The sequence below is a fragment of the Variovorax sp. P2_H12 genome (assembly GCF_056403395.1).
In genome coordinates, this window is sequence record NZ_JBFUFO010000003.1 from 131,012 (window position 1) to 157,773 (window position 26,762).

The window sequence follows — 26,762 nt, forward strand, 5'->3', positions numbered from 1 at the left end:
GGGTCAAAGGTCGAAGCGCAGCTCGGCGCTGTAGGTGCGCTGCGGGTAGGGGTGGAAGTTCCAGTACTGGTAGTTGTTGGCATTGTCGATTCCGAAGGCGGCCGACCACTGCCGGTCGATCTGATAGCGCACGCGCAGGTCGACCGTGAAGTACTTGCTGGCGCCGAAATAGGCAAAGCCGTTGACGTCGCTGTTGTCGAGCGTCGAGTACTGCCGGCCGCTGTAGCGCGCTGCCGCCGTGAAGGCCCAGTGGGCATCGGGCTTGTAGGTGGCGTAGACCGTGGAGCGCCACTGCGGGACCCGGGGCTGCCATTTGCCGACGCTGGCCGGGAACAGCGGGTTCTCCACGATCTTCGAGTTGGCATAGGTGAGGCTCGCTCCCATGTCGAGCCCGCGCATCCACACATCCTGCCCGCTGTAGGAAAGCTCGACGCCGGTGGTGCGGACCTTCTCGATGTTCTGCACACGCGAGATGCTGGTGTTCGGGATGAGCTGGTTGTAGAGCGCGTCCTGCGTGGTCTCGTGGAACAGCGTGGCGCGGGCCAGGCCGTTGCCGAGGTCTTTCTCGGCCGTGAGTTCGCTGGTCCAGGACTTCTCCGGTTGGAGGAACGGGTCGTTGATGAAGGACAGCGCGCCGCCGGTGGTCGCGCCGTACAACTCGCCCACGGTCGGATAGCGCACGGCACGGCCCAGCGAGCCCTTGAGCACGGTGTCCTTCGTCAGCTGGTAGGCCAGCGCGGCCTTAGGGGATGCATCCGATTCGCTGCGCGACGCGTAGGTCAAGGTGTTCGTCGCGGTGGAGGTGAAGCCGTTGCTGGCTTGCCAGTCTTCCAGGCGAAGGCCCAGCACGGCCTTCCATTGCGGAGCGAACGACCAGCTGTCCTGTGCCCATGCGGCGACGGTCTCGGTGTTGCCGCCCACATGGCTGACCCGCGTGCCCGAGGGCCCGGTGAGCCAATTGCCGATCGCGTTGGTCTTCAGGATGCCGAGCTTGTAGGCATCGCGCTCGACACCGAAGTCGACGATGTGCGCCCCGGCGATCCCCTGCGGCCGCCAGGTCCCCCTGGCCGCGAGCGTGTTCCAGCCCGTGGCGCCGCCCTGGTCCTGCAGGGTCCCGGCACCGCCGAAGGCCGCCAGCGGCAGCGCCACCGTGGGCGCGCGCTGCTGGTCCTTCGAATAGTCGTAGAGGCTGGCGGCGACCTCCCAGTCCCATTCGCCCTGGGTATGGCTCTTGACCGAGAGGCCGTGCATGTAGTGCGTCTGCGCGTCGTTGGTGAGCGGAAAGGCGGTCGGAGCCAGCGTGAAGCTGCGCCCGAGGATGTTGATCGGTCCGCTGTAGACCGGCTGCCCGGCGGCATTGCTCAGGTAGCTCTCGGGCCGGCCCTCCGAACTGTTCTGCCACCAGCCCAGCGTGTAGGTGGCGGTCACCGTGGGCGAGAAGTCGTAGGCCAGCTTGAGCTTCGCGTGGTCCTGCACGGCGTGGTACTGGGTGCCGGAGCCCAGGATGTACCAGGGCGTGTTGGTGGTGTTGAGGCCCGGCACGAAGCCGACCACGGGGGTGCCGGCGCGCCCGGGCGTGCCCGAAGCCAGCGTCGCGGTCGTGAAGGTCAGCGGCTGGCTTTGGCTGTCGCCCCGGCTCACGTCGATGAACCATGCCCAGTCGCCGCTGCGGCTGCCGAGCGAGGCGCTGGTCTGCCAGCTGTTGAAGGTCCTGTGGGTGTTGTACAGGTCGTTGGGCTGCGACTGGTAGCCCATCTTGACGTGCGCCTCGAGCTGCGAGGGCATGCGCGTCACGTAGTCGACCACCGCGCCGGCCGAGTTGCCCGGGTAGGCGGCGGAGAAGGGGCCGTACATCACGTCGACGCGCTCGATCTCCTCGGGCGTCACCAGGCCCCAGCGCGGCGCGTAGTTGGTGCCGTTGGCGATGCCGTTGCCGAGGTAGTTCGACAACAGGATGCCGTCGGCATAGACCGCCGAGCGCGCGCTGTTGCCGGTGCCGGAGGCGCGGGTGGACAGGATCGCGTGGTTGTAGTCGCCGATGTAGCGCTTGCGCACCAGCAGGCTGGGCAGGTACTTGAGCGCGTCCTCGCTGTCGGTGGCATTGATGCGGGTCTCGATCTCCTCGCGCGTCACCCCTTCGATGGTGGTCGGAATCTGGGTCGGCAGCGAGGTCGGCTGGCCGCCGGTCACGGTGACGACGCCGAGCGAGCGCGTGCGCTCGGGGGCCTCGTCGGCCGGGCGCGCGCTCTGCGAGTCCTGTGCCGAGGCGGGAAGGGCCCACCATGGGAATGCAGCGCTCAATGCGAGCGACAGCATGGTCTTGTTCATTGGAAGAATCCCCTCGGCACCTCATTCGGTGCCGGTGCATTGCTGGAAAAGCGCAGCGAAGCACCCGCCAGGGCGCCTCGTGCATCAGGTCTGAAGCAAGCTCAGGAGAGTGGGGGGCCGCGCGCCGGCAGAGGCGACGCGGTGGCCGCGGCGATACGCGCGGCCGGAATCGACTGGAGCGCATGGCCCAGGGGCTGGATCGCCGGCAGCGCGGCCAGCGGCAGGGCCGGCGGCGGTGCGCCGGCCGGCAGGCACAGCGGGCAGTCGAGGTGGCCGGTGGCGGGCGCTTGGGCGCCGTCGTCGGTCAGCACCACCAGCATGGAGGCGCCGGCGGCCGAGCAGACGATTTCCATGGGCTTCGGCTGCACCAGCGGGGAGGCCGCCGCGACGCCCAGCGACAGCGCGAACCAGGCCAGCACGAAGCTGGCGAGAAGGCGGGCGCGGCGAAGGGCGGGCATGGGCGCGATTATGCGGGTTCTCAGCGCGACGGCGGGTCGACCGGCACCACGGTGGTCGAGCGTTGCGAGCGCACCGTCTCGGTCGCGCCCGGCACCGGCTCGCCGGCCGGCGTGACCACCGTGGCACGGCGGTCGGGCGTGCGCGTCGTGACGTTGGCCGGCGGCCCGCCGCGCGCGCGGTCCAGCGCGGCACCGGCATCGCGCACGCAGGCCTCGCGCTCGGGCGCCGCCAGCTTGCCGCTGTTGCACACGGCCAACTGGCGCTCATGGCGCTCCTGGGCCTGCTGCAGATCGGCCGGCGCCTGGGCGGCGGCGCCGAGCGCGGTGGCCAGCAACGCGCCGCACATGGCGGCACGGAAAACGGTTCGAGTCATGGTGCGGCTCCGACGGTGGACGGTTCAGAGTCTATCCCGCGCCGTGCACCGCGTCCGGCTTCGCCTCGGGCGCCGCCGGCTTGCCGCGCAGGCGCCGCCCGGTGCGCCGGATCCAGCCCTCGACGTCGTCGACATAGGTGAACACCGCCGGCACCACCAGCAGGCTCAGCACGGTGGAGGTGATCAGTCCGCCGATCACCGCCATCGCCATCGGCGAGCGGAAGCTCGAGTCGGCCACACCCAACCCGACCGCGATCGGCAGCATGCCGGCGCCCATCGCCAGGGTGGTCATGATGATCGGCCGGGCCCGCTTGTGGCAGGCGTCGCGCAGCGCCTCCCAGCGCGAGAGGCCGTGCTCGCGGCGCGCCACGATCGCGTACTCCACCAGCAGGATCGAGTTCTTGGTCGCAATGCCCATCAGCATGATGAGCCCGATCAGCGAGGGCATCGACAGCGCCTTCTGGCCGATCAGCAGGCCGACGAAGGCCCCGCCGAGTGCCAGCGGCAGCGCGCACAGGATCGTGATCGGATGCAGGAAGTCCTTGAACAGCAGCACCAGCACGATGTAGATGCACAGCACGCCGGTCAGCATCGCCAGCCCGAAGCTCGCGAACAGCTCGGTCATGACCTCGGCGTCGCCGACCTCGGCCACCCGCACGCCGGGCGGCAGGCTGCGGATCGAGGGCAGCTTCATCGCCGCGTCCTTGGCGTCGCCCAAGCCGACGCCCGACAGCTCGATCTCGAAGTTGACATTGCGCGAACGGTCGTAGCGGTCGATCACGGCCGGGCCGCCCTCGACCGTGAGCGCGGCCACCTGGCCCAGCATCACGGGGCCGCGCGCGCCGGGTACGGCCAGGCGTTCGAGCAGCGCGAGGTTCTGGCGTGCCGAATCCTCCAGCTTGACCACGATCGGCACCTGGCGCTGCGCCAGGTTGAGCTTGGGCAGGTTCTGGTCGTAGTCGCCGAGGGTGGCGACGCGCAGCGTCTCGGCGATCGCGGAGCTCGTCACGCCGAGGTCGGCGGCGCGCGCGAAGTCGGGCCGCACCGCGATCTCGGGCCGGATCAGGCTCGCGGTCGAGGTGATGTTCCCCAGTCCCGGGATGGTGCGCAGGTCGCGCTCCACGGCGCGGGCCGCAGTGGTCAGCGCGGCCGCGTCGTCGCCGCTCAGCGCCAGGATGTACTTCTCGCCCGAGCCGCCGAGGCCGACCGTGCTGCGCACGCCGGGCAGCGTTTCGAGCGCGGCGCGGATCTGGTTCTCGATCACCTGCTTGCGCGGCCGGTCGCCGCGCGGGTCGAGCTGGATCGTGAGCGTCGCCTTGCGCGTTTCGGGCGTGCCGAAGTTGGCGAACGGGTCGCCGCCCGCGCTGCCGCCGCCGACCGTGATGTACACGCTGCGCACGTGGTCGATCGCCATCACGCGGCGGCGCGTTTCCTCGGCCGCCGCGGTGGTCTGGGCCAGCGTGGCGCCGGGCGCCAGCGAGAGGTAGACCTGGGTCTGCGAGTTGTCGTCGGGCGGGATGAAGCCGGTCTTGAGCAGCGGGATCATCGCCAGCGAGCCGAAGAAGAAGAGCGTGGCCAGCACCATCGTCGTGAAGCGGTGCCGCATGCTCCATTCGACCATTCGCATGTAGGCCGAGAGCCAGCGCGGTTCCCGCTCGGCGGTGACGATCGGCTTGAGGATGTAGGCCGCCATCATCGGCGTGAGCACCCGCGCCACCACCAGCGAGGCGAAGACCGCGAGCGAGGCGGTCCAGCCGAACTGCTTGAAGAACTTGCCCGCAATGCCGCTCATGAAGGCGGTGGGCAGGAACACCGCGATCAGCGTGAAGGTGGTGGCGATCACGGCCAGCCCGATCTCGTCGGCCGCTTCCATCGCCGCCTGGTAGGGCGACTTGCCCATGCGCAGGTGGCGCACGATGTTCTCGACCTCGACGATCGCATCGTCGACCAGGATGCCGACCACCAGCGACAGTGCCAGCAAGGTGACCACGTTGATCGAGAAGCCCAGCAGGTACATGCCGATGAAGGCCGGGATGACCGACATCGGCAGCGCCACTGCCGAGACGAAGGTTGCGCGCCAGTCGCGCAGGAACAGCCACACCACGATCACGGCCAGGATCGCGCCTTCGAAGAGCAGGTGCAGCGAGCCCAGGTATTCCTCCTCCACCGGGGCGACGAAGTTGAAGGCCTCGGTGAGCTCGATGTCCGGCCGCTGCGCGCGCATCTCGGCCAGCGCCTTCTGGATCGCGGCGCCGACCTCGACCTCGCTGGCACCGCGGCTGCGCGCCACCTCGAAGCCGACCACCGGCCGGCCGTCGAGCAGGGCGGCGGCGCGCGGCTCGGCGATGGTGTCGCGGATGCGGGCCACCTCGTCGAGGCGGATGCGGCGGCCGTCGGGCAGCGCGATCTGCATGGCGTTCAGCTGGTCGGCCGACTGCACCGTGGCCAGCGTGCGCACCGGCTGCTCGCTGCCGCCGACATCGGTGCGGCCGCCCGCGCTCTCGGTCTGCACCAGCCGCAGCTGGCGCGAGATGTCGGCCGCAGTGGCGCCCAGCGCCTGCAGCTTGGCCGGATCGAGGTCGACGTGCACCTGCCGCGTGACACCGCCGACGCGGTTCACCGCGCCGACGCCGGGCAGCGCCAGCAGCTTCTTGGTGACGTCGTTGTCGACGAACCACGAGAGCGCCTCGTCGTCCATCTTCGAGGACGCGATGGTGAAGGCCAGCACCGGCTGGGCCGCGAAGTCGAGCTTGGTGACCACCGGATCGCGCACGTCGGCCGGCAGGTCGGAGCGCACCCGCTGCACCGCGGAGCGCACGTCGTCGACCGCCTCCTGCACGGGCTTTTCGAGCCGGAACTCGACGATCAGCGTCGCCGCGCCGTCCTGCACCTTGGTCGTGATGTGCTTGAGGCCCTGGATGGTGGCGATGGCGTTCTCGAGCTTGCGCGCGACGTCGTTCTCGAGCTGAGAGGGCGCGGCGCCCGGCAGCGCGGCCGAGACCGTGACGGTCGGCAGGTCGATGTCGGGGAAGTTCTGCACCTTCATCGCGTTGAACGAGAGCAGACCACCAAAGGTGAGCAGCACGAACAGCATCACCGCCGGGATCGGGTTGCGGATGGACCAGGCCGAGACGTTCATGGGCGCTGCTCCTTTACTTGACGGCCTCGACGGCGGGTTTGGCGGCCGCGGGCGCATCGACCACCCGCACCAGGTCGCCATCGTTCAGGAAGCCGGCGCCCTGGACCACGACACGCGCATCGGCCGGCAGCGGGGTCGTGATCTCGACCCGGTCGCCGACCCGGCGGCCGGTCTCGACCTTGAGCTGCGCGACCCGGTGGTCGGGTTGCAGCAGCAGCAGGTAGTTGAAGCCGTCGCGCGGCACCACCGAGGCCTGCGGCACGGTCAGCGCGCTGGTGTGCCCGAGCTGGAAATCGCCGCGCGCGAACATGCCGGCCTTGAGTCCGGTGTTCTGCAGCACGTTCGGGATGTCGACGTAGACCAGCGCCGCGCGAGTCTGCGGGTCGACCGTCGGCGCCACGCTGCGCACCTTGCCGCTGACCTGGGCGCCGCCGGCGCTGGTGATCACCGCGGGCGTGCCGGCCGCGATGCGGCCGAGCTCGGACGAAGTGACCTCGGCGCGCCATTCGAGCCGGCCCTGGCGGACCATGCGGAACAGCTCGGTGCCGGCATTGACGACGCTGCCGACGGTGGCGGTGCGGGCGGAGATCACGCCGTCGTCGGGCGCCAGCACCTGCGCGTTGCGGCCGCGCACCTGTTGCGCAGCCAGCACCGCCTCGGCCGCCTCGACCCGCGCCTTGGCGGTCTGCTCGGCGGTCTGGTACTGGTTGATCTGCTGCTGGCTCATGGCGCCGGTGGCCTGCAGCGTGCGGGCCCGCGCGGCGGTGCCGGTGGCATCGGCGGCGGTGGCGCGGGCCTCGGCCAGCGAGGCCCTGGCCTGCGCCACGTCGGCCTGCACCGACTCGGCCGAGAAGGTGGCCAGCACCTGGCCCTTCTTTACCACGTCGCCGACGTTGACCCGCACCTCGGCCAGCTTGAGGCCGTTCGATTCGGAGCCGATGCTGGCCTCCTGCCAGGCCGCGACATTGCCGTTGGCCGCCAGCGTGACGCTGAGTTCGCTGGTTTCGGGCCTGGCGACCGTGACGGTCAGCGAGGGGCGTGCGGTGGCTTCGGGCTTCTTCTCGGGCGCGGCGGGCGGCTTGGCCCGCAGCAGCCAGAAGGCGCCGGCGACCAGGACCAGCACGGCGGCCAGCACGACGAGGAGGGTGGAACGCTTCATTCTTTTCATGGCGACGGGCGAGCGGAGGAGGTCGAAGTGGCGACGGATTCGGGCCGCATCCAGCCGCCGCCCATGGCGCGGTAAAGCGAGACCCAGGCTTCAGCGCGTTCGCGTTGCAGCGCGACGCGGGCGGTCTGCGAGACGAACAGCGTGCGTCTCGCATCCTCGAGATCGAACAGGCTCGCGAGGCCGGTGGTGTAGCGGGCCTGGGTGGCGTCGAAGGAGATCTGGTAGTTGCGCACCGCGGTGTCGGCGTCGGCCGCGCGGTCGTTGGTGCTCTGCAGGTTGATCAGCGCCTGTTCCACCTCGCTCACCGCGCGGCGCACGTTGGCGCGGTAGAGCGCCACGGATTCGTCGTAGCGGCCCTTGGCGGCGTCGTAGTTGGCCGCCAGCGTGCCGCCGTCGAAGATCGGAACGTTGAGCGCCAGCGGACCGAGGGTCCAGGTGTCCAGGGTTTCGCTGAACCCTCCGCCGCGCACCTTCAGCACGGCGATCGATCCCTGGAGCGACAGGCGCGGGAAGCGCTGGGCCAGCGCCGCGCCGGCCTCGCCGCTGGCCACGGCGACGTCGAGTTCGGCTGCGTAGACGTCCGGCCGCTGCGCCAGCGCCTCGGCCGGCACGCTGTAGACCGCCTGCACCGCGGGCAACGTGACGTCGATCGGGGCTGCGGCCAGCTTGGGCGCCAGCACCGTTCCCTCGATGCCGGTCAGCGCGACCAGCGCCTGTTGCTGGACGCTGCACAGTGCCCGCTGCTGCGTCAGGCGGCCGGCGGCCTCGGCGGCGCTGGCGCGGGCCAGCGCCGCATCGGCGGGCGCCGTGAATCCGGCTTGCGCGGACAACTCGGTCAGGCGCGCGGACTCGGCGCGCGACTGCGCGTCGGAGGTCGACACCACCAGCTGGCGCCGGCAGGCCCGTTCGGCCAGGTACGCGTTGGCGGTCTCGGCCGCCACCGACACCCGCGCGTCGTGCCAGCGCGCGTCGGCGCCCGCGTAGCGCGCCTGGCTGGCGTCGCGGCTGGCGCGCAGGCCGCCGAAGAGGTCGATCTCCCAGCTCGACAGCAGGCCGGCTTGCTGGGTGGTGATCGGCGGAATGTCCGTGCTGGTGCCGCTGGTGGCGCCGGTCGAGAAGCCCGAAGTCGGCGAATTGCCGCGGCTGGCCGACAGCGAGCCGTTGAGGTTCGGCACCAGCGCCGCGCCGGCCGCGACACGCGCGGCGCGGGCTTCGCCGATGCGCGCCTGCGCGCTGGCGACGGTCGGGCTGGCGGCCTCGGCGGCGACGATCAGTTCGACCAGCAACGGATCGTCGAGCTGGCGCCACCACTCGGCCAGCGACGGCATCGAGCCGCCGTGGGGCAGGGCCGCGGTGCCGGCGGGCAGGGGCGTCTGCCACTGCGCGGGCGTAGGCGCGGCCACCTGCTCGGGCGGGCGCGGGACGGCACAGGCGGCGAGCAGCAGGGGAGCGACGAGGCAAAGCGCAGGGAGCCGGGAATTCCTCATGAGATTCCGAAAAAAGAGTGACGTGCGATGGCGACAGGGTCGTTGCGCCAGGGCGTCGCAGGTGGCGGGAGGGCCTTGCAAGGCGCGCAGCATAGCAAGGTGGCGGGCGTTCTTGTCGTTGTGCGCCGCTTTCCGAAAACCCCCCATCGTAGCGCGGCAAAGCCGGCGGATTGATGCGCTTCGGCGGGTGCTTTGATGCACGCTACGATCCCCGCCATGCCCTCCGCCCCCGCCGCACCCCCCGCCTTGCCGCTCGACGCCGAAGGCATCCTCGCGCTCGCCGCGCGCTCGATGTTCCATCTGTTCTCCAGCATCAGCCAGGGCATGTTCCTGGTCGACCGCAGCGGCCGCATCGTCTGGGTCAACGAGGGCTACCGGCGCTTCCTGCCGGCGCTGGGCTTCTCGTCGATCGACCAGTTCCTCGGCCATCTGGTCGAAGACGTCATTCCCAACACCCAGATGCGCCGCGTGCTCGACACCGGCGAGCCGATCCTGATCGATCTGCTGACCAACAAGGCCGGCACCTTCGTGGTCAGCCGCATCCCGCTGCGCGAGGAGCGCGAGGGCGATGCCGGCGCCGCGCCCGGCGAGGTCATCGGCGCCATCGGCATCGTGCTGTTCGACCATCCCGAGACCACGCTGCAGCCGCTGATCAGCAAGTTCGCGCTGCTGCAGCGCGACCTCGACGACGCCCGGCGCGAACTTGCGAGCCAGCGCAACAACCCGCTGTACCAGCAGTCGGCCGACGGTCAGCGCCGATCGAAATACACCTTTGCGAGCTTCATCGGCAGCAGCCCGGCGGCGGTCGAGGTCAAGCGCCATGCGCGGCGCGCGGCGCAGTCGTCGAGCCCGGTGCTGCTGCTCGGCGAGACCGGCACCGGCAAGGAACTGCTGGCGCACGCGATCCATGCCGCCTCGGCGCGCGCCGGCGGCATGTTCGTCAGCGTCAACATCGCGGCCGTGCCCGACACGCTGCTCGAGGCCGAGTTCTTCGGCGTCGCGCCCGGCGCCTTCACCGGCGCCGACCGCAAGGCGCGCGAGGGCAAGTTCAAGCTGGCCGACGGCGGCACCCTGTTCCTCGATGAGATCGGCGACATGCCGCTCGGCCTGCAGGCCAAGCTGTTGCGCGCGCTGCAGGAGGGCGAGATCGAGCCGCTGGGCTCCAACAAGCTGGTCCCCTTCGATGCCCGGGTGATCGCCGCCACCTCGCGCGACTTGGCGGCGCTGGTGCGGGAAGGGCGCTTTCGCGAAGACCTCTACTACCGCCTCAATGTCTTGCCGGTGCGGGTGCCGCCGTTGCGCGAGCGGCGCGCCGACATTCCCGCGCTGGTCGAGACGCTGGGCGAGGACATGGCGCTGCGCAGCGGCGAGGCGCCGCCCGAACTGACGCCCGAAGCACTGGCCCTGCTCGCGGCCCAGCACTGGCGCGGCAACATCCGCGAACTGCGCAACGTGCTCGAGCAGGTGACCATGCGCAGCGACTCGCAGCGCATCGATGCCGCGCAACTGGAGCGCATCCTGCGCGAGGCTGGCCAGGAGCAGATCGCGGCGGCCGAGCCGATGCCGCCGCGCGCGGCCGCCGATTCGGCCGAAGGCGCGGCGCTGCTGCGGCCGCTGGCCCAGCAGGTGGCGGAACTCGAACGCCGCGCGATCGCCGCCGCGATGGCCGCGACCGGCGGCAACAAGCTGGCGAGCTCGCGCCTCTTGGGCATCTCGCGCGCGACCCTCTACGAACGTCTGGAAAACCCTGAATGAAAAACATGCAATTGCCTGAAAAACGGACAGCACAACTGTCCTGATTCCAGGCGATTTAGGGGTGATGCAAGGGAAAGTCCTTTGTTTTCAATGTGATGGAAGCTGGCATGAACTGTGCAATATTCAGCCATCACCTTCAGGAGACAAAGAATGCAACGTCGCTACCTCGTCGCGCTGGCCACCCTGGCTGCCGCTGGCGCCTTGACCCTCCCGGCCTGGGCCCAGTCCAACGAGATCAAGATCGCTCACGTCTACAGCAAGACCGGCCCGCTCGAGGCCTACGGCAAGCAGACCCAGACCGGCTTCATGATGGGCCTGGACTACGCGACCGGCGGCACCATGACCGTCAACGGCAAGAAGATCGTCGTGATCGAGAAGGACGACCAGGGCAAGCCCGACCTCGGCAAGTCGCTGCTGGCCGCGGCCTACGCCGACGACAAGGCCGCGCTCGCGGTCGGCCCGACCTCCTCGGGCGTGGCGCTGGCGATGCTGCCGGTGGCCGAGGAATACAAGAAGATCCTGCTGGTCGAGCCCGCCGTGGCCGATTCGATCACCGGCGACAAGTGGAACAAGTACATCTTCCGCACCGGCCGCAACAGTTCGCAGGACGCGATCTCGAACGCGGTCGCGATCGACAAGGCCGGCGTCACGGTCGCCACGCTGGCCCAGGACAACGCCTTCGGCCGCGACGGCGTGAAGGCTTTCGGCACCGCGCTGAAGAAGGCCAAGCTGGTCCACGAGGAATACCTGCCGCCGGCGACCACCGACTTCACGGCCGGCGCCCAGCGCCTGATCGACAAGCTCAAGGACCAGCCGGGCCGCAAGATCATCTGGATCGTCTGGGCCGGTGCCGGCAACCCGTTCAAGATCGTCGACCTCGACCTCAAGCGCTACGGCATCGAGATCGCCACCGGCGGCAACATCCTGCCGGCGATGGCGGCCTACAAGGCGCTGCCGGGCATGGAGGGCGCGGCCTACTACTACTTCGGAATTCCGAAGAACCCGGTCAACGAGGCGATGGTCGCGATGCACTACAAGGAATTCAAGACGCCGCCGGACTTCTTCACGGCCGGCGGCTTCTCGGCCGCGATGGCGGTGGTGACGGCGCTCAAGAAGACCGGGGGCGACACCAGCACCAACAAGCTGATCACGGCCATGGAAGGCATGAGCTTCGACACGCCCAAGGGCAAGATGACCTTCCGCAAGGAAGACCACCAGGCGATGCAATCGATGTACCACTTCAAGATCAAGGTCGACCCGGCGTTCGCCTGGGGCGTGCCGGAGCTGGTGCATGAGATCAAGCCCGAAGAGATGGATATCCCCATAAAGAACAAACGCTAACCCCCAGGTTGCCCGGCACTTCGTGTCCGGGCGCCCACCCCCTTTCAGGGGGCAACACCAGAGGCCCGGCAGAGCCGGTTCCTCGGTGTTTCACCAACGGGCCTGGCTGCGCCGGCCGGGTTCAATTCATGCTCGAAACCAAAGATCTCACCATTCGCTTCGGCGGACACGTGGCGGTGAATGCTGTGTCGTGCGCGTTCGCGCCGGGCACGCTCACTGCAATCGTCGGTCCCAACGGGGCCGGCAAGACCACGTACTTCAACCTGATCTCGGGGCAGCTCAAGGCGTCCGCGGGGACGGTGTCGCTCGATGGGCAACTGCTGTCGGGGCTGCCGGCCTCGGCGCGCACGCATGCCGGGCTCGGGCGCGCCTTCCAGTTGACCAACCTGTTCCCGAATTTGACGGTGCTCGAGAACGTGCGGCTCGCGGTGCAGGCCACGCGCGAAGGCGCGCATCGGCGCGGCCTCAACCTCTGGAGCATCTGGAGCGATCACCGCGCGCTGACCGAGCGCGCCGACCGGATCCTGGCCGACGTGGCACTCAAGACCAAGGAACACGCGACCGTCGCCAGCCTGCCGCACGGCGACCAGCGCAAGCTCGAAGTGGCGCTGCTGATGGCGCTCGAGCCCAAGGTCTTCATGTTCGACGAACCCACCGCGGGGATGAACGCGGCCGAGGCACCCGTGATCCTCGACCTGATCCGCAAGTTGAAGCAGGACATGAGCAAGACCATCCTGCTGGTCGAGCACAAGATGGACGTGGTGCGCGAACTCGCCGACCGCATCATCGTGCTGCACAACGGGCAGCTGGTGGCCGACGGTGAGCCGGCGGAAGTCATCGCATCGCCGATCGTCCAGGAAGCCTATCTCGGCGTCGCGAAGGAGGCTGCATGAACGGCAATCTTCTGGAGATGAAGGGCGTGCACACGCACATCGGCGCGTACCACATCCTGCATGGCGTCGACCTGGCCGTGCCGCGCGGCCAGCTCACGATGCTGCTGGGCCGCAACGGCGCCGGCAAGACCACCACGCTGCGCACGCTGATGGGCCTGTGGCATGCCTCGCAAGGCAGCGTGCGCTTCGGCGACAAGGACATCACCGCGCTGCACACGCCGCAGATCGCCGAGCTCGGCATCGCCTACGTGCCCGAGAACATGGGCATCTTCTCGGACCTCACGGTCAAGGAGAACATGCTGCTGGCTGCGCGCCGCGCCAAAAACGCCGAGCAGATGGACGACGCCCGGCTCAAGTGGATCTTCAAGCTCTTCCCCGCGGTCGAGAAGTTCTGGAATCACCCGGCGGGCAAGCTGTCTGGCGGACAGAAGCAGATGCTCGCGGTGTCGCGCGCGATCGTCGAGCCGCGCGAACTGCTGGTCATCGACGAGCCCAGCAAGGGCCTGGCGCCGGCCATCATCAACAACATGATCGACGCCTTCGGCGAACTCAAGCGCAGCGGCGTCACGATCCTGCTGGTCGAGCAGAACATCAGCTTCGCGCAGCGACTGGGCGACACGGTGGCCGTGATGGACAACGGCCGCGTGGTCCACAGCGGCCCCATGGCCGCGTTCTCGGCCGACGAACAACTGCAGCAATCGCTGCTGGGACTCGCACTGTGAAGACCATCGACTTCGACTGGAAGCCGCTCCTGCTCGTGCCGGTTCTCGCGCTGGTGGCGCTGCCGCTCACGGGCTCGGTCTCGACCTGGCTCACGCTCACGGTCGCCGGCCTTGCAATGGGCATGATCATCTTCATCATCGCCTCGGGCCTGACGCTGATCTTCGGCCTGATGGACGTGCTCAACTTCGGCCACGGCGTGTTCATCGCGCTCGGCGCCTTCGTGGCCAGCAGTGTGCTGGGCCTGATGGGCGACTGGACCGGCTCGGGCGAGCTGTGGCGCAACCTCGTGGCCGTGTTCCCCGCGATGCTGGTCGCGATGGCGGTCGCCGGCGCGGTCGGCCTGGCCTTCGAGCGCTTCATCGTGCGGCCCGTGTACGGCCAGCACCTGAAGCAGATCCTCATCACGATGGGCGGCATGATCATCGGCGAGGAACTGATCAAGGTGATCTGGGGCCCGGCGCAGATCCCGCTGCCGCTGCCCGAAGCCTTGCGCGGTTCGCTGCTGGTGGGCGATGCCGCGATCAGCAAGTACCGCATTCTCGCGGTGGTGATCGGCGTCTTCGTCTTCGGCCTGCTGGCCTGGACGCTGGGCCGCACCAAGATCGGCCTCCTGATCCGCGCCGGCGTGCAGGACCGCGAGATGGTCGAGTCGCTGGGCTATCGCATCGGCCGCCTCTTTGTCGGCGTCTTCGTGGTCGGCAGCGCACTGGCGGGCCTGGGCGGCGTGATGTGGGGGCTGTTCCAGCAGAACCTGATTCCGCAGATGGGCGCGCAGGTCAATGTGCTGATCTTCATCGTGATCATCATCGGCGGCCTGGGCTCGACCGCCGGCGCACTGATCGGCGCCTTGCTGGTCGGCCTGATGACCAACTACATCGGTTTCATCGTCCCGACGCTGACCCAGTTCGCGAGCATCTTCCTGATGGTGGCCGTGCTGCTGTGGCGCCCGCAGGGCGTGTACCCCGTGGCCAACCGCTGAAGAGAAAGCCATGCTGTCCCGACTTCTTTCCAACGACCTGCCGCGCAGCCGCCTGCTGGCGCTGCTGCTCGCGGCCCTGGTGCTGGCACTGGCCTTCGCACCCTTCCTGTTCCCGGGCGTCAAGGCGCTCAGTGTGGCGGCCAAGATCCTGGTCTTCATCGTGCTGGTGGCGAGCTTCGACCTGCTGCTGGGCTACACCGGGATCGTGAGCTTCGCGCACACGATGTTCTTCGGCATCGGCGCCTACGGCATCGCGATCTCGGCCAGCCGCCTGGGCGCCACCTGGGGCGCTGTAGCGGTCGGCCTCGGCGCCGCGCTCGCGATCTCGCTGGTGCTGTCGCTCGCGATCGGCCTGTTCTCGCTCCGGGTGCGGGCGATCTTCTTCGCCATGATCACGCTGGCGGTCGCCTCCGCCTTCCAGACGCTGGCTTCGCAGTTGTCGGACTTCACGGGCGGCGAGGACGGCCTGACCTTCAAGCTGCCGGAGCTGATCTCGCCGAGCTTCGAGTTCGCCGAGGAGCCCTTCCTCGGCGTCTCGCTCGACGGCCGGCTGCTGTGCTACTACCTGCTCTTCGTCGCCACGGTGCTGCTGGTGCTGGCGCTGCTGCGGATCGTGAACTCGCCCTTCGGCCGTGTGCTGCAGGCGATCCGCGAGAACGAGTTCCGTGCCGAGGCGATCGGCTACCGCGTGGTGGTCTACCGCACCACGGCCTCGGTGCTGTCGGCGCTGTTCGCGACCCTGGCCGGCGCGATGCTCGCGATCTGGCTGCGCTACAACGGGCCCGACACCTCGCTGAGCTTCGAGATCATGGTCGACGTGCTCCTGATCGTGGTGATCGGCGGCATGGGCACCATCTACGGCGCGGTGGTCGGGGCGGTGCTGTTCGTCATTGCACAGAGCTACCTGCAGGACCTGCTGCGGATCGCGAACGAGGCCGTGAGCGGCGTGTCATGGCTCGCCGCCTTGCTGTCGCCCGACCGCTGGCTGTTGTGGCTCGGGGTGCTGTTTGTGCTCTCCGTCTACTACTTTCCGACCGGCATCGTCGGCCGCCTGCGCGCGAGGGCATTGAAATGAACGCTCCAAGCTCGAACTACCTCCAACTCGCCGGCCGCGAGGTCCACTGGCTCGACTGGGGCCCGCGCGACGGCCCGGTGGTGGTGGCCTGGCACGGCCTCGCGCGCACCTGCCGCGACATGGATGAACTCGCTTCGCATTTCGCCGCGCGTGGCTTTCGCGTGATCTGCCCCGACACCATCGGCCGCGGGCTGAGCCAGTGGAGCCCGGCGCCGGACGACGAGTACCAGCTGTCCTTCTACGGCCGGCTCGCGCTCGGGTTGTTCGATGAACTGAAGCTCACGCGCGTGCACTGGGTCGGCACCTCGATGGGGGGCGCTATCGGCATGGTGTCGGCCTCGGGCCTGCTCGAGCCCACGATGAAGCCGCGCATCGCGAGCCTGGTGCTCAACGACAACGCGCCGCAGATCGCGGCGGCCGCGATCGCGCGCATCCGCTCGTATGCGGGCCAGCCGCCGGCCTTCGACACCGTGGTCGAACTCGAGCAGTTCTTCCGCACGGTCTACAAGCCCTATGGCTGGCTCAGCGATGCGCAATGGCGGCGGCTGACCGAGACCTCTACCCGCCGGCTGCCAGACGGCCGCGTGACGCCGCACTACGATCCGGCGATGGTGCGGCAGTTCGAGGTCCACCCGGACGACTACCTGCTGTGGCCGCACTACGACGCGATCGAGGCGCCGATGCTGTGCCTGCGCGGCGCCGAATCCGACCTGGTGCTGCCCGACACGCTGGACGAGATGCGCCGGCGCGGCCCCGGCGCGGCGGGCCGCCTGCAGGTGATCGAGGTTCCGGGCTGCGGCCATGCGCCGGCGCTCAACGTGCCTGCCCATCTGGACCCGATCGAGGCCTTTGTCCGAGCCGCCGGCACGTGATCGAAGGTGGTCCGACAATCGGGCCGCCTATTCAACACGGAGTCCTCCTTCATGGCGCTATCTCTCTACGACATTTCCGTCCCGGTGTTCAGCCGCGGACTTGGCCAGCTCTCGCATGTGCTGGACAAGGGCCTCGCGCATGCGCAGGCCTCGGGCATCGATCCGGTCGAACTCGTCAATGCGCGGCTGGCGCCGGACATGTTCACGCTGGCGGGGCAGGTGCAGAGCGCGAGCGACGCCTCCAAGCTCGGTACGGCGCGGCTGGCCGGCATCACGGCACCGAGCTTTCCCGATACCGAGACCACCTATGCCGAGCTGCAGGCGCGGGTCGCGAAGACCATCGAATTTCTCCAAGGCGTGGATCGCGCGCTGATCGACGGCGCCGAGGCGCGCGAGATCACGATGAAGGTGCGCGGCAACGAATTGAAGTTCACGGCCGAGCGCTACCTGCTGCAGTTTGCGCTGCCGAACTTCTTCTTCCATGTCACCACGGCCTACGGCGTGCTGCGGCACAGCGGCGTGGCGCTCAGCAAGCTCGACTACCTCGGGCGCTTCTAGGCCGACCGGGTCGGCCAGCCGCCGAGGTTCCGCTCGGCGATACCGCTGAGCGCCGTGATCCACGCCGGGCTGTCGTTGAGGCAGGAGATGTAGCGGAATTCCTTGCCGCCCGCATGCAGGAAGGCGTCGCGGCCCTCCATCGCGATTTCCTCGAGCGTCTCCAGGCAGTCGGCCGGAAAGCCGGGGCACATCACGTCGACGCGCGCGACGCCCGCCGCGCCGAGTTCGCGCAGCGTCGGCTCGGTATAGGGCTCGAGCCACTTGGCGCGGCCGAAGCGCGACTGGAAGGTCACGCGGTAGTGCGACGGCGCGAGCGCGAGCCGCTCGGCCAGCAGGCGTGCGGTGGCCAGGCACTGCGCCTGGTAGGGGTCGCCGAGCCGGATGTTGCGCTCCGGGATGCCGTGGAAGCTCATCACCAGCTGGTCGCCGCGGCCGTTCTGCTGCCAGTGGCGCTGCACGCTCTGCGCCAGTGCGTCGATGTAGAGCGGGTCGTCGTGGTAGTCGTTGACGAAGCGGAACTCCGGCAGCCGGCGCACGCGCGCGCTCCAGGCATTGACCGCGTCGATCACGCTCGCGGTGGTGGTGGCCGAGTACTGGGGGTAGGCCTGCAGCAGCAGCACGCGCGTCACGCCCTCGGCCTTGAATTCATCGAGCCGGGCGGCGATCGAGGGATTGCCGTAGCGCATGGCATCGCGCACCTGCAACCGATGGCCGCGCTCGCCGAGCCAGCCGGCCAGCAGCAGGGCCTGCCTGCGGGTCCAGACCTTGAGCGGGGAGCCTTCGGGCATCCAGATGCTGGCGTACTTGGCGGCTGACTTGGCCGGGCGCGTGCGAAGGATGATGCCGTGCAGGATCAGCGCCCACAGCAGGCGCGGAATCTCGACCACGCGCGGATCGCCGAGAAAGTCGGCGAGATAGGGGCGTACCGCCTTCGCCGTCGGTTCGTCGGGCGAGCCGAGGTTGCACCAGAGCACCGCAGTGCGTTCCTCGGCGATGTCTGGGGCGGGCGGTTCGTCTCTGAAGGGCATGCGATATTCTCTGTCATGGCCCACGCGACCCCCGATTCCCTGACCCTCGACGTGAAGCGCGTCGCAGCGATTTCGTTCGATCTGGACGACACCCTGTGGCCGATCTGGCCGACCATCGAACGTGCCGAACGCGTGCTGCACGAATGGCTGCTGCGCGAAGCGCCGAAGACGGCCGACCTGCTGCTGACGCCCGGCATGCTGCGCGAGCTGCGGGAGGCCACGGCCAAGGAGCGTTCAGATCTCGCGCACGACCTGAGCGCGCTGCGCCGCGAGTCGATCCGCGGGGCGTTGCGGCGCGCCGGCGAGGACCCGGCGCTGGCCGAGCCGGCCTTCGACGTCTTCTTTGCCGAGCGACAGCGCGTGACGCTCTATGACGACGCGCTGCCGGCGCTCAAGTGGCTCAGCAAGCGCTATCCGCTGGTGGCGGTCTCCAACGGCAATGCCGACATCCATCGCACCGGCGTCGGACGCTGGTTTCGGACCGCCTTCAATGCGCAGGCCTTCGGCAGCGGCAAACCGCATGCGCCGATCTTCCACGCCGCCGCGGCGTCGGTCGGGCTGTTGCCCACGGACATGCTGCATGTCGGCGACGATGCCGCGCTCGATGTGGTGGGCGCGCTCGATGCGGGCATGCAGGCGGCCTGGCTGGTACGCGAGGAGCGGCCCTGGGAGCACGGTGCGCGGCCGCAGCTGATCGTGCCGAACCTGCACGCCCTGTGCGTGGCGCTGGACACCGCGCGAACCTGAACCGGGCGCTCTCTACCGGGGGCCGCCGATCGCGCGCGCCACCCCTTCGTTCACCGTGGACTGGAGGTTGAAGTTCTTGACCATCCCGAGCCCATTGCTGCTGGCGTCGATCACGGTCTGGTTCACGATGTGCTGGTTGTTCAGGGTGTTCTGGATCACGGTGCCCGAGGTGCCGGCCTGCTGCGGCTCGAAGAGGTTGCCCGGGCCGTTCTGGACCAGGTTCAGGGCGGCCATCTGCTTGCCGAGCTGTGCGGCCTGCGCGGCGTTCAGTGTGTTCAGCTGCCCGAAGTTCAACGTGGTCTGCGTCACCAGGCTGCCATTGATGTAGACCGCGCGCGAGATGCCGAAGGTCACCAGCAGGCCGTTGCCGGGATCGAAGCCGCCGCGCAGATCGTCCAGCGTGCTGTCGCCGACCGCCATCCAGGTCTCGGCGTGCCGCCGGGCGGGATCGAGCGGTCCGTCGGCCCAGGTGGATGCGCTCAAGGCGCCTGCGAGCACCGACAGGATCAGGGCCGACCGAAGCACCGGGGCGCGGCGGGGGCGCATCAGAAGTCTCCCGGGCCGAACTTGGGCATGGTGATTTCGGTCATGCCGTCGCGTGCAATGCCGGTGCTCACCGGTGCCCTCGGCGCCGCGCGCCAGTCCGCCGCCAGGTTGAAGCGGGCCGATTCCATGCGGTTGTGGATCACGAACAGCAGGCCGTTCTGCCACATCTGCTCGAAGGTCTTGCGCGGCATCGCGCGCGTCCCCAGGGCCGGGTCGCCCACCAGCACCCGGTCCTGCTGCACGCCCTTGACGACGACGAAGTGGTGATAGCCGTCGGTGTTGATCAGCACGATGGCTGGAATGCGGGCCTCGTTGAGCTTGTCCAGCGGCTGCTCGAAGCCATCGGCCTCGAAGCCTTGCGCCGCCAGGAAGCGTTTCATGTCGAGCAGCGAGAAGCCTTCGGTGTGGATCTTCTTCTGGTCGCCATGCTCGTACATCTGCTGGAACACCGTCTCCTCGGTCACCGGAAAACCGTAGTGGTGAGTGAGCAGCGTGGCCAGGGCCGCCGAACCGCAGCTGAAGTCGTACTTCTGAATCAGCGTGCGTCCCGTGCGCGCCTGCTTCAGGCTGGTCAACGGAATCACGACGTCGCCCATGGCGATCGACGGCATGTAGGCGCCGTCGGCGGCGGCCAGGTCGGCCGTCGCCAACAACGCGATGCAGAGCAACAGGCGGCGCATGGTGGCTGCCCCTCAGTTCATCTGCAGATTGAGGATCGTTGCGTTCTGTATCAGCACATTCGCACCGGAGTTCTGGATCACGGTCGGCAGCCCGCTCATGTTGGAGAACGAACCGGCACTGATTGTGTTGTCGCCCGTCGTGACGTTGCGCGCCGAGTTGCCAGCGGTGACGCCGTGCAGGGTCATGTCGTTGTTCACGACTTCGGCGCCGCCGCGGGTGTTGGCCAGCGTGTCCGCGTCGGCCGGCTGGGCGACGAAGGCCACGCCTCGGGCGACTGTGCCGGGTGCGTCGCGCGTCGACTGCCAAGTCTGCGCCGCCCCCGTCGTCGGCAGCAGGATCCCGAGGGCCATGCAAATGGGCCCGAAGCGGGTGATGAATGTCATGGCGTCTCCCTTTGGCCAGCGGTGATAGCGCGCCGATCGTCGCCATACGCCCGGTGACCCGGGCCGCACGGCGACGATCGGTCTCATGCTTCGATCAGCGTCCCACGGACAGGTTGGCCTGCACGTTCACGCTTTGCTGAACCATCGAGGCGATGCCGCTGTTCTGGTTCGCGACCATGATGCCCGCCGCCGTCTGGCCGACGCTGGTCATGGTGTTGGACATGTTGAACGTGCCGGCGTTGACCGTTGCCGTGCCGCCTGCGCCGCCCGTGCCACCGTTGCCGGTGCCGCCGGTTCCGCCGTTGCCGGTATTGGTTCCGCCGTTGCCCGCACCGCCTGAGCCGCCCGTGCCGCTACCGCCCGCGCCGCCGGCGCCTGCGGAGTTGCTGCCGTTGCTGGCGCTGCCGTTGGTGGCGCTGCCGACCGTGCTCGAGCCGCCGGCGCCGCCCGTGCCCGCGCCGCCGGTCTGGGTGCCGGTCGCGGTGCTGGTGGCCGCACCACCACCGCCGCCCGAACCGCCGGCTCCACCGGCACCGGTGGCGCCGGTCGCGCCGCCTGCGCCTGCCGTGCTGGTCGAACCGGCTGAGCCGCCCGCGCCGCTCGCGCCACCCGCGCCTGCCGTGCCGCTCGAACCGGCTGTGCCGCCGTTGCCGCCTGCGCCGCCCGGGGAACCGGCCAGGCCGCCGTCGCCACCTGAACCGCCTGAGCCTGCCGACGTGCCACCGGAACTGCCGCCACCGCCGCCGCCGCCGGTCCGGCCGCCCAGAGCCGCGGACAGACTTCCGCTGCTTCCGCCGCGTCCGCTGTCACCGCTCGAACCGCCGCGTCCACCGTCGCCGCCACTGGACGAGGCGCGTCCGCTGCCGGTCAGGCCTGCGGCGATGCCGCCGAGGCCGTTGCCGCCTTCACCTGCCGTGGAATCGCCGATCGTGGCGCTGCCATGCGTGATGGCGCCGTTGGATGCGCTGCCACCCGTCGCGCCGACCGCACCGGTGCCCGTGGCGCCGTTGCCGCCCGTGCCCGTGCCATAGGCTGCGCCGCCCTTGCCCGTGCCGCCACGTCCGCCATAGCCGTTGCCGCCCGCGACAGAGCCATTGTTGGTGGCGTAGTTGCCGATGTTGGACACCCTGTTGCCGGACACATAGCCCTCCAGCTTGCTCACCGCTGTCGCCTTCGCTGTGTTGAAGGCGTTGGTGAAGTTCGCGGTGGATCCATTGTTGATGGCCGCAGAACGCTCGGCACTGGCCTCGGCAGCACCCGAGTTCTTGTTGGTGCTGTCGCTGGTACGTGAACTCGTGCGCGAGCTGGTACTCGTGCTTGTGCTGGTACTCGTGCTGGTGTTGTTGCCCGCCACGGTCCGTTGATGGGTGTCCTGATCCGTGTCATTGGCGAACACCGAACCACTGAAGCCGAAGGCTAGTGCAATGGCCGAAGCCAGAAGTGTCTTTTTCATGAACCCTCCAGAAAGTTGAACAAGCTTGGTAATGACGTGCGTTGCCGCAAATCGAAGGGCCATGTGCAACTTCAATGCCAGCAAATTACGGCTTGTTTCGCAAAGCCTTGCGCTCAGAGGTGAGGGCCAGCTTTGCAGGCGCTCCGCACGATGAATGCGGGCCGCTGAGAGCGGGCCTGCGCAGGCGAACCAGCACCTGCTTTGTCACACTCGCTTGACGGCCGTTCGATGTAGCGCCGCGGCTGCGCGTCGAGGGGCCGACACCCCTTGCATCGACTCCGGCCTCCCGCAAGTCGCCCAATCCGTCTCACGCACGTGACAGTCGAAGTCGTGGAAGCAAGGCCTCGCTCGGGGCCTGCTCCCGACGCCGTGAGGCCAGGCTTGACGGAACGCGCCGCGCGTTCAGCTCGGAGCCGCGGGACAGAAGCGCAACAATTCTGAGACACCCCCGAAAATTGCTACAAGATGCTTACTTTTGATTGCAACTTGTAGCTTGGTGTGCTTGTTCTTTACGTTTAGGCTGCTGCGTGAAACGCTCCCACGAAGAAGCCAAAGAGAGAGGGAACACCTATGGAGACCTTCGGTCCGCACAGGGCGCTGGCATTGCTGGCCTGTTCGACACTGGCGTGGTCGGGTGCGACGGCTCAGGCGCAGAGTGCTTCTTCGAGTCGAAATGCCAACAAGCGCATGGAGGCACTCCAGCAGCAGGTCCAGGAGCAGGGCCGACAGATCGACGCGCTGAAGCAGCAGTCCGACCAACAGGAAGCCCGCTACCGCGAACTGCAGGAACGGCTCGCGACCCAGGAGGCACGCGGCGCACCAAGCCCGGCAGCCACGCAGACTGCAAACAAGAAGGCGGCGGCGGCGGCGGAAGGCGAAGGCCCCGACTCCGGTTCGAGGCCGGTGCAGGTGGGTGTCGCGCCAGGCGACGAGAGTCCGCAGCCGCCGCAATACGCACAGCTGTTCGACGAGCCCGGCGTTCTCACGCCCAAGGGCAAGTTTGTCTTCGAGCCTTCGATGTTCTACGGCTATTCGTCGAGCAACCGCGTCGCATTGGTGGGCTACACGGTGATCCCGGCGCTGCTGATCGGCCTGGTCGATGTGCGGGAGTTCAAGCGCAACACCTTCATCGGCACGCTGACCGGACGATGGGGCGCCACCAACCGGCTCGAGTTCGAAGCCAAGCTGCCCTATGTCGCGCGCTCGGACTCCACCATCAGCCGCGAGATCTTCACCGGTTCGGCCTTCGACAACGTCTTCAACACCAAGGGCAACGGCGTCGGCGACGCCGAGTTCGCGGCCCGCTACCAGATCACCGACGGCAAGGACGGCAACCCCTATGTGATCGGTGGCCTGCGCTTCAAGTCCAAGACCGGCACGGATCCGTTCGAGGTCATGACCGATTGCGTGACGCGCTGCATCGGCAACGCCACGGGCACCGGTCTGCCGCTGGACCTGGCGACCGGCTCGGGCTTCTATTCGCTGCAGCCGGGCATCACCTGGTTGCTGCCTTCCGACCCCGCGGTGTTCTTCGGCGGCTTCAACTTCACCTACAACTTCCCCCGCAGCGGAGTCAGCCGCTTGGTGCTGAACGGCGAAAGAGAGTTCATCGGCGACGTCAAGCCCGGCAATGTGTGGGGCCTGAATTTCGGCATGGGCTTGTCGATCAATGACCGTTCGTCGTTCAGCCTTGGCATGGAGCTGTACTCGATCGGTCCGACCGAGCAGAACGGCCAGCGCGTGCTGGGCTCGGTGCGCACCCAGCTCGGCTCGTTGCTGCTCGGCTACTCGTACCGCTACAGCCCGAAGACCACCCTCAACGTGACCGTGGGCGCGGGACTGACGCGCGACACGCCCGACCTGCAGCTGACGGTCCGGGTGCCCATGTCGTTCTAGCCACAGCACAGGTGATCTCGCCATGCAGCAGCCAGGGAGCATTCTTTGCGTGACGCTCGGCGGTCAATCCGGCCGGGTGGCGGAGCAATTGCTCGCGAGGGGCTGGAACCTCAGTCCCGTCATGGACCTGGTGGCCGCGGGGCGGCTGCAGGCGCATCGGCATTTCACGCTCGGGCTGCTGGTGGTCGGCGCGGAAGCGAGCGTGACCGAGGCTGCGATGGAGGCTTGCGTCGCGGCCTCCCCAGGGGCTGAATGGGTGGCGGTCTGCGAGGCCCAGGCGCTCGAATCGCCGGCCTTTCGCGAGCTCGTCCTGGGGCACTTCTTCGATCACATGCTGCTGCCGCTCGACCTCCGCGAACTGGAGATGATCCTCGGCCACGCGTCGCAGCGGGCCATCCTGCGGCATCGCAACGAGGCCGAGCGCCGGTCCGCGGTCGACGCACTCGGCATGGTCGGGCAGGGGCCCGCGATCACGCGGCTGCGCGAGCAGATCCGCAAGGTCGCGGCGACCGAGGCGCCGGTTCTGATCGGCGGTGAAAGCGGCAGCGGCAAGGAACTGGCCGCGCATGCCATCCACCAGTGCTCGCAGCGCTCGGCCGGGCCTTTCGTCGCCGTCAATTGCGGCGCCATATCGCCGACCTTGATCCAGTCCGAACTGTTCGGCCACGAGCGCGGCGCCTTCACCGGCGCCTCGTCGGAGCGGCGCGGGCTGATCGAGGCGGCCAACGGCGGCACCATCTTCCTCGACGAGATCGGTGACCTGCCGCTCGAACTGCAGACCAATCTGCTGCGTTTCCTGCAGGAGAAGACGATCAGCCGCGTGGGCGGCGTGCGCAACCTGCATGTCGACGTGCGGGTGGTGGCCGCATCCCACGTGGACCTGGCCGAAGCCGTGGCGGTGGGGCAGTTCCGGGAAGACCTGTTCTACCGGCTCAACGTGCTGTCGATCGACGTCGAGCCGCTGCGCCGGCGGATGGAGGACGTTCCGATCCTGGCCGAGTACTTCTTCCAGCTCTGCGTCGCCAAGAGCCACACGCGCGTGCGCGGATTCAGCCGACAGGCGCTGGCCGCGATGCTCGCGCACGGCTGGCCCGGCAACGTCCGCGAGTTGTTCAACCGGGTGCAGCGCGCGGTCGTCATGACCGACCGGCGCCTGATCGGGCCGACGGACCTGGGCCTCGAAGCGATCGAGAACGGCGTCGGCACGGGGCTGGATGCCGCGCGCACGACGGCCGAACGCGATGTCATCTGCCTCACGCTGACCCGGGTCGGCCGCAACGTCACGCATGCCGCGCGCGAGCTCGGCGTGTCGCGCATGACCTTGTACCGGTTGATGGACAAGCATGGCATCGCGCTGGAGTCGGAGTCGCGTCCTCATGGAGCGCCTTCGTGGCCGGCGGCGACGCCGCCGATCCGCATGGCGCCGGCGATCCGGGACGCCGACCCGGTCGGCGAAATGCTCAAGAAGACCGCGGCTGCCGGCTACCGATCCGACTGGACCGGCGCCGGCAAGCCGGCGAGCCGGGCCTAGGGCTGGTTCGCCCTGTTTCCGGAGCCGGCCCTACATCGACCGGGCGGCGGCGATCGCGCTGCGCACGGCGCCTTCGAGCGTGGCCGGATAGGCACCCTCGACATAGTCGCCGCAGGCGATCAGACCCTGCGCCACTTGCTGCGGCGGTCGACTCAGCCCTGGCGTGCAGGCGAAGGTGGCGCGCCGCTCGACCACCGTCAGCACCGGTTGCAGTGCGGCCAGGCCGAGCTGCGCGCGGGCCTGTGCCAGCACCTGCCGCTGCAGCGTCTCGCGATCGGCGATGCTGGCGCTGACCACGAAGGCCAGCAGGCCGTGCGGGCCGCCGAGCTGGCCGCGATCGAAGACGAACTGCGCCGGCGCTTCCGGCCGGCTGCGCAGCGCCAGCACCGGCGCCGGCAGCGCTGCATCGCCGTGCAGGTAGATCGTGGCGATGGCTTCATGCTGCAGGGCATTGGCCGAGTCGGCCCAGCGCGGAGCCTCATCGGCGACCAGCCGAGCGGCCTCCCACGGCGCGCAGGCCAGCACCACGCGATCGAACGGCTGGCCGTCGACCCGCCAGCCGGCGCCTTCGCGCGCCAGGGTGCGCACCCGCCAGCCCGCTTCGGTCCGGGCCCCGCGCTGCCTGAGCCATCGATCGGCGGCATCCGGGAACAGCGCGCCGAGGTCGAGCCGCGGCAGCAACAGCGCCGAGCCGCCCGGCGTCTTGAACAGCGCATCGTCGAGCACCCGCAGGAACACCTGGCCACTGGCTTCGGCCGGCGGCGTGTTGAGGGCCGACAGGCACAGCGGCTCGGTGAGTTCGGCCTGCACGCGCGGCGTCAGGGCGGCGCACAGGCCGGCGACCGTCTCGGCCTCGGCGCAGGCGAAGCCCTGCCGCTGCCAGCACACGGCTGTCCGCAGCAGCGACAGCTTGTCCCGCCACGACCAGCCACGCGCGCCCAGCACGCCGGCCAGCACGTCGAGCGGCGCCAGGCGCCGCGTCGCCTGGTCGAGCCAGCGCGGCAGGTGCGGCAGCGACAGGCCGCCGCCATCGGGAAAACGCAGCGCCAGCGGGATGCGCTGCAGCGCCGGACCCTCCTCGATACCGACCCGCGCCATCATCGCCAGGGTCTCGGTGTAGGCGCCGATCAGGATGTGCTGGCCGTTGTCGAGCATCACCTGTTCCCCGTCGGGCAGCGTGGCGGGAACGGCGCGCGCGCGCCCCCCCCATTGGCGGGCAGCCTCGAAGACACTGACCTGATGCCCGGCCAGCGTCGCCTCGACCGCGCAGGCCATGCCGGCCCAGCCACCGCCGACCACGGCAAGGGTCATGGCTCGCCCCCAGGTTGCCCGCACTTCGTGTCGGGC

At 68.9% G+C, this 26,762-nt stretch carries 23 protein-coding genes; 11 read left to right on the plus strand and 12 right to left on the minus strand.

Annotated elements, in window-relative coordinates; genetic code table 11:
• Positions 1-3 precede the first annotated feature (3 nt).
• The 6 genes from AC1DYK_RS03365 to AC1DYK_RS03390 form a co-directional block, all read right to left on the minus strand.
• Positions 4-2,328: a TonB-dependent receptor gene (locus AC1DYK_RS03365; protein WP_478164963.1), complete on the minus strand. Its 2,325-nt coding sequence runs from the start codon at positions 2,326-2,328 to the stop codon at positions 4-6.
• 101 nt (positions 2,329-2,429) lie between these two features.
• Positions 2,430-2,786 carry a DUF2946 family protein gene (locus tag AC1DYK_RS03370; protein ID WP_478164964.1) on the minus strand — a complete coding sequence of 119 codons (357 nt, stop codon included), beginning with the start codon at positions 2,784-2,786 and terminating at the stop codon, positions 2,430-2,432.
• 20 nt (positions 2,787-2,806) lie between these two features.
• On the minus strand, positions 2,807-3,160 hold the full coding sequence (locus tag AC1DYK_RS03375; protein ID WP_478164965.1) for a hypothetical protein: 354 nt from the start codon (positions 3,158-3,160) through the stop codon (positions 2,807-2,809).
• Positions 3,161-3,191: 31 nt separating this feature from the next.
• The gene (locus tag AC1DYK_RS03380) at positions 3,192-6,299 is read right to left on the minus strand and encodes an efflux RND transporter permease subunit (RefSeq protein WP_478164966.1); all 3,108 of its coding nucleotides are present in this window, start codon (positions 6,297-6,299) and stop codon (positions 3,192-3,194) included.
• A gap of 13 nt (positions 6,300-6,312) precedes the next feature.
• Positions 6,313-7,467, minus strand: a complete 1,155-nt coding sequence (locus AC1DYK_RS03385) for an efflux RND transporter periplasmic adaptor subunit (RefSeq protein ID WP_478164967.1) — start codon at positions 7,465-7,467, stop codon at positions 6,313-6,315.
• Positions 7,464-8,954, minus strand: coding sequence for an efflux transporter outer membrane subunit (locus AC1DYK_RS03390; RefSeq protein ID WP_478164968.1), 1,491 nt, complete (start codon positions 8,952-8,954; stop codon positions 7,464-7,466). Before AC1DYK_RS03390 ends, AC1DYK_RS03385 begins: the two co-directional genes overlap by 4 nt.
• A 216-nt stretch (positions 8,955-9,170) precedes the next feature.
• Here AC1DYK_RS03390 and AC1DYK_RS03395 point away from each other — a divergent pair, with 216 nt between their 5' ends.
• From AC1DYK_RS03395 to AC1DYK_RS03430, 8 genes are all read left to right on the plus strand, one after another.
• Positions 9,171-10,709 (plus strand): sigma-54 interaction domain-containing protein, encoded by a 1,539-nt coding sequence (locus AC1DYK_RS03395; protein ID WP_478164969.1) that lies wholly within the window; start codon positions 9,171-9,173, stop codon positions 10,707-10,709.
• 150 nt (positions 10,710-10,859) lie between these two features.
• Positions 10,860-12,050 (plus strand): substrate-binding domain-containing protein, encoded by a 1,191-nt coding sequence (locus AC1DYK_RS03400; RefSeq protein ID WP_478164970.1) that lies wholly within the window; start codon positions 10,860-10,862, stop codon positions 12,048-12,050.
• A 128-nt stretch (positions 12,051-12,178) separates the two neighbouring features.
• Positions 12,179-12,943 carry an ABC transporter ATP-binding protein gene (locus AC1DYK_RS03405; RefSeq protein WP_478164971.1) on the plus strand — a complete coding sequence of 255 codons (765 nt, stop codon included), beginning with the start codon at positions 12,179-12,181 and terminating at the stop codon, positions 12,941-12,943.
• A complete protein-coding gene (locus AC1DYK_RS03410) occupies positions 12,940-13,665 on the plus strand; it encodes an ABC transporter ATP-binding protein (RefSeq protein WP_478164972.1) in 726 nt (241 codons plus the stop codon). The genes AC1DYK_RS03405 and AC1DYK_RS03410 overlap by 4 nt, the downstream gene beginning before the upstream one ends.
• Positions 13,662-14,645, plus strand: a complete 984-nt coding sequence (locus AC1DYK_RS03415; RefSeq protein WP_478164973.1) for a branched-chain amino acid ABC transporter permease — start codon at positions 13,662-13,664, stop codon at positions 14,643-14,645. Before AC1DYK_RS03410 ends, AC1DYK_RS03415 begins: the two co-directional genes overlap by 4 nt.
• Positions 14,646-14,655: 10 nt before the next feature.
• Complete coding sequence (locus AC1DYK_RS03420; protein WP_478164974.1) at positions 14,656-15,720, plus strand: branched-chain amino acid ABC transporter permease; 1,065 nt, start codon at positions 14,656-14,658, stop codon at positions 15,718-15,720.
• Positions 15,717-16,592 carry an alpha/beta fold hydrolase gene (locus AC1DYK_RS03425; RefSeq protein ID WP_478164975.1) on the plus strand — a complete coding sequence of 292 codons (876 nt, stop codon included), beginning with the start codon at positions 15,717-15,719 and terminating at the stop codon, positions 16,590-16,592. The genes AC1DYK_RS03420 and AC1DYK_RS03425 overlap by 4 nt, the downstream gene beginning before the upstream one ends.
• Before the next feature lie 51 nt (positions 16,593-16,643).
• Positions 16,644-17,150 (plus strand): DUF1993 domain-containing protein, encoded by a 507-nt coding sequence (locus AC1DYK_RS03430; RefSeq protein WP_478164976.1) that lies wholly within the window; start codon positions 16,644-16,646, stop codon positions 17,148-17,150.
• Here the strand turns inward: AC1DYK_RS03430 and hemH are convergent.
• A complete protein-coding gene (hemH, locus tag AC1DYK_RS03435) occupies positions 17,147-18,178 on the minus strand; it encodes a ferrochelatase (protein WP_478164977.1) in 1,032 nt (343 codons plus the stop codon). The two genes, AC1DYK_RS03430 and hemH, sit on opposite strands and share 4 nt — an antisense overlap.
• 15 nt (positions 18,179-18,193) lie before the next feature.
• On the opposite strand from hemH, the gene AC1DYK_RS03440 reads away from it, so the two are divergent.
• Positions 18,194-18,925: an HAD family hydrolase gene (locus AC1DYK_RS03440; RefSeq protein ID WP_478164978.1), complete on the plus strand. Its 732-nt coding sequence runs from the start codon at positions 18,194-18,196 to the stop codon at positions 18,923-18,925.
• A gap of 12 nt (positions 18,926-18,937) precedes the next feature.
• Here AC1DYK_RS03440 and AC1DYK_RS03445 read toward each other — a convergent pair whose 3' ends face one another.
• The 4 genes from AC1DYK_RS03445 to AC1DYK_RS03460 all read right to left on the minus strand — a co-directional run bounded on the left by AC1DYK_RS03445 (position 18,938) and on the right by AC1DYK_RS03460 (position 21,988).
• The gene (locus AC1DYK_RS03445; RefSeq protein ID WP_478164979.1) at positions 18,938-19,471 is read right to left on the minus strand and encodes a hypothetical protein; all 534 of its coding nucleotides are present in this window, start codon (positions 19,469-19,471) and stop codon (positions 18,938-18,940) included.
• On the minus strand, positions 19,471-20,151 hold the full coding sequence (locus AC1DYK_RS03450; RefSeq protein ID WP_478164980.1) for a C39 family peptidase: 681 nt from the start codon (positions 20,149-20,151) through the stop codon (positions 19,471-19,473). The genes AC1DYK_RS03445 and AC1DYK_RS03450 overlap by 1 nt, the downstream gene beginning before the upstream one ends.
• Positions 20,152-20,163: 12 nt before the next feature.
• Positions 20,164-20,535: a hypothetical protein gene (locus AC1DYK_RS03455; RefSeq protein WP_478164981.1), complete on the minus strand. Its 372-nt coding sequence runs from the start codon at positions 20,533-20,535 to the stop codon at positions 20,164-20,166.
• A gap of 94 nt (positions 20,536-20,629) precedes the next feature.
• The gene (locus tag AC1DYK_RS03460) at positions 20,630-21,988 is read right to left on the minus strand and encodes a hypothetical protein (RefSeq protein ID WP_478164982.1); all 1,359 of its coding nucleotides are present in this window, start codon (positions 21,986-21,988) and stop codon (positions 20,630-20,632) included.
• 687 nt (positions 21,989-22,675) lie between these two features.
• Between AC1DYK_RS03460 and AC1DYK_RS03465 the strand changes: the two genes are divergently transcribed.
• Together AC1DYK_RS03465 and AC1DYK_RS03470 are read left to right on the plus strand one after the other, a co-directional pair.
• Positions 22,676-23,884, plus strand: a complete 1,209-nt coding sequence (locus tag AC1DYK_RS03465; protein ID WP_478164983.1) for an acetate kinase — start codon at positions 22,676-22,678, stop codon at positions 23,882-23,884.
• 22 nt (positions 23,885-23,906) lie between these two features.
• Positions 23,907-25,415, plus strand: coding sequence for a sigma-54 interaction domain-containing protein (locus tag AC1DYK_RS03470; RefSeq protein WP_478164984.1), 1,509 nt, complete (start codon positions 23,907-23,909; stop codon positions 25,413-25,415).
• A 30-nt stretch (positions 25,416-25,445) separates the two neighbouring features.
• Here the strand turns inward: AC1DYK_RS03470 and hpnE are convergent, their stop codons facing one another.
• Positions 25,446-26,726 carry a hydroxysqualene dehydroxylase HpnE gene (gene hpnE, locus AC1DYK_RS03475; protein ID WP_478164985.1) on the minus strand — a complete coding sequence of 427 codons (1,281 nt, stop codon included), beginning with the start codon at positions 26,724-26,726 and terminating at the stop codon, positions 25,446-25,448.
• Positions 26,727-26,762 lie beyond the last annotated feature (36 nt).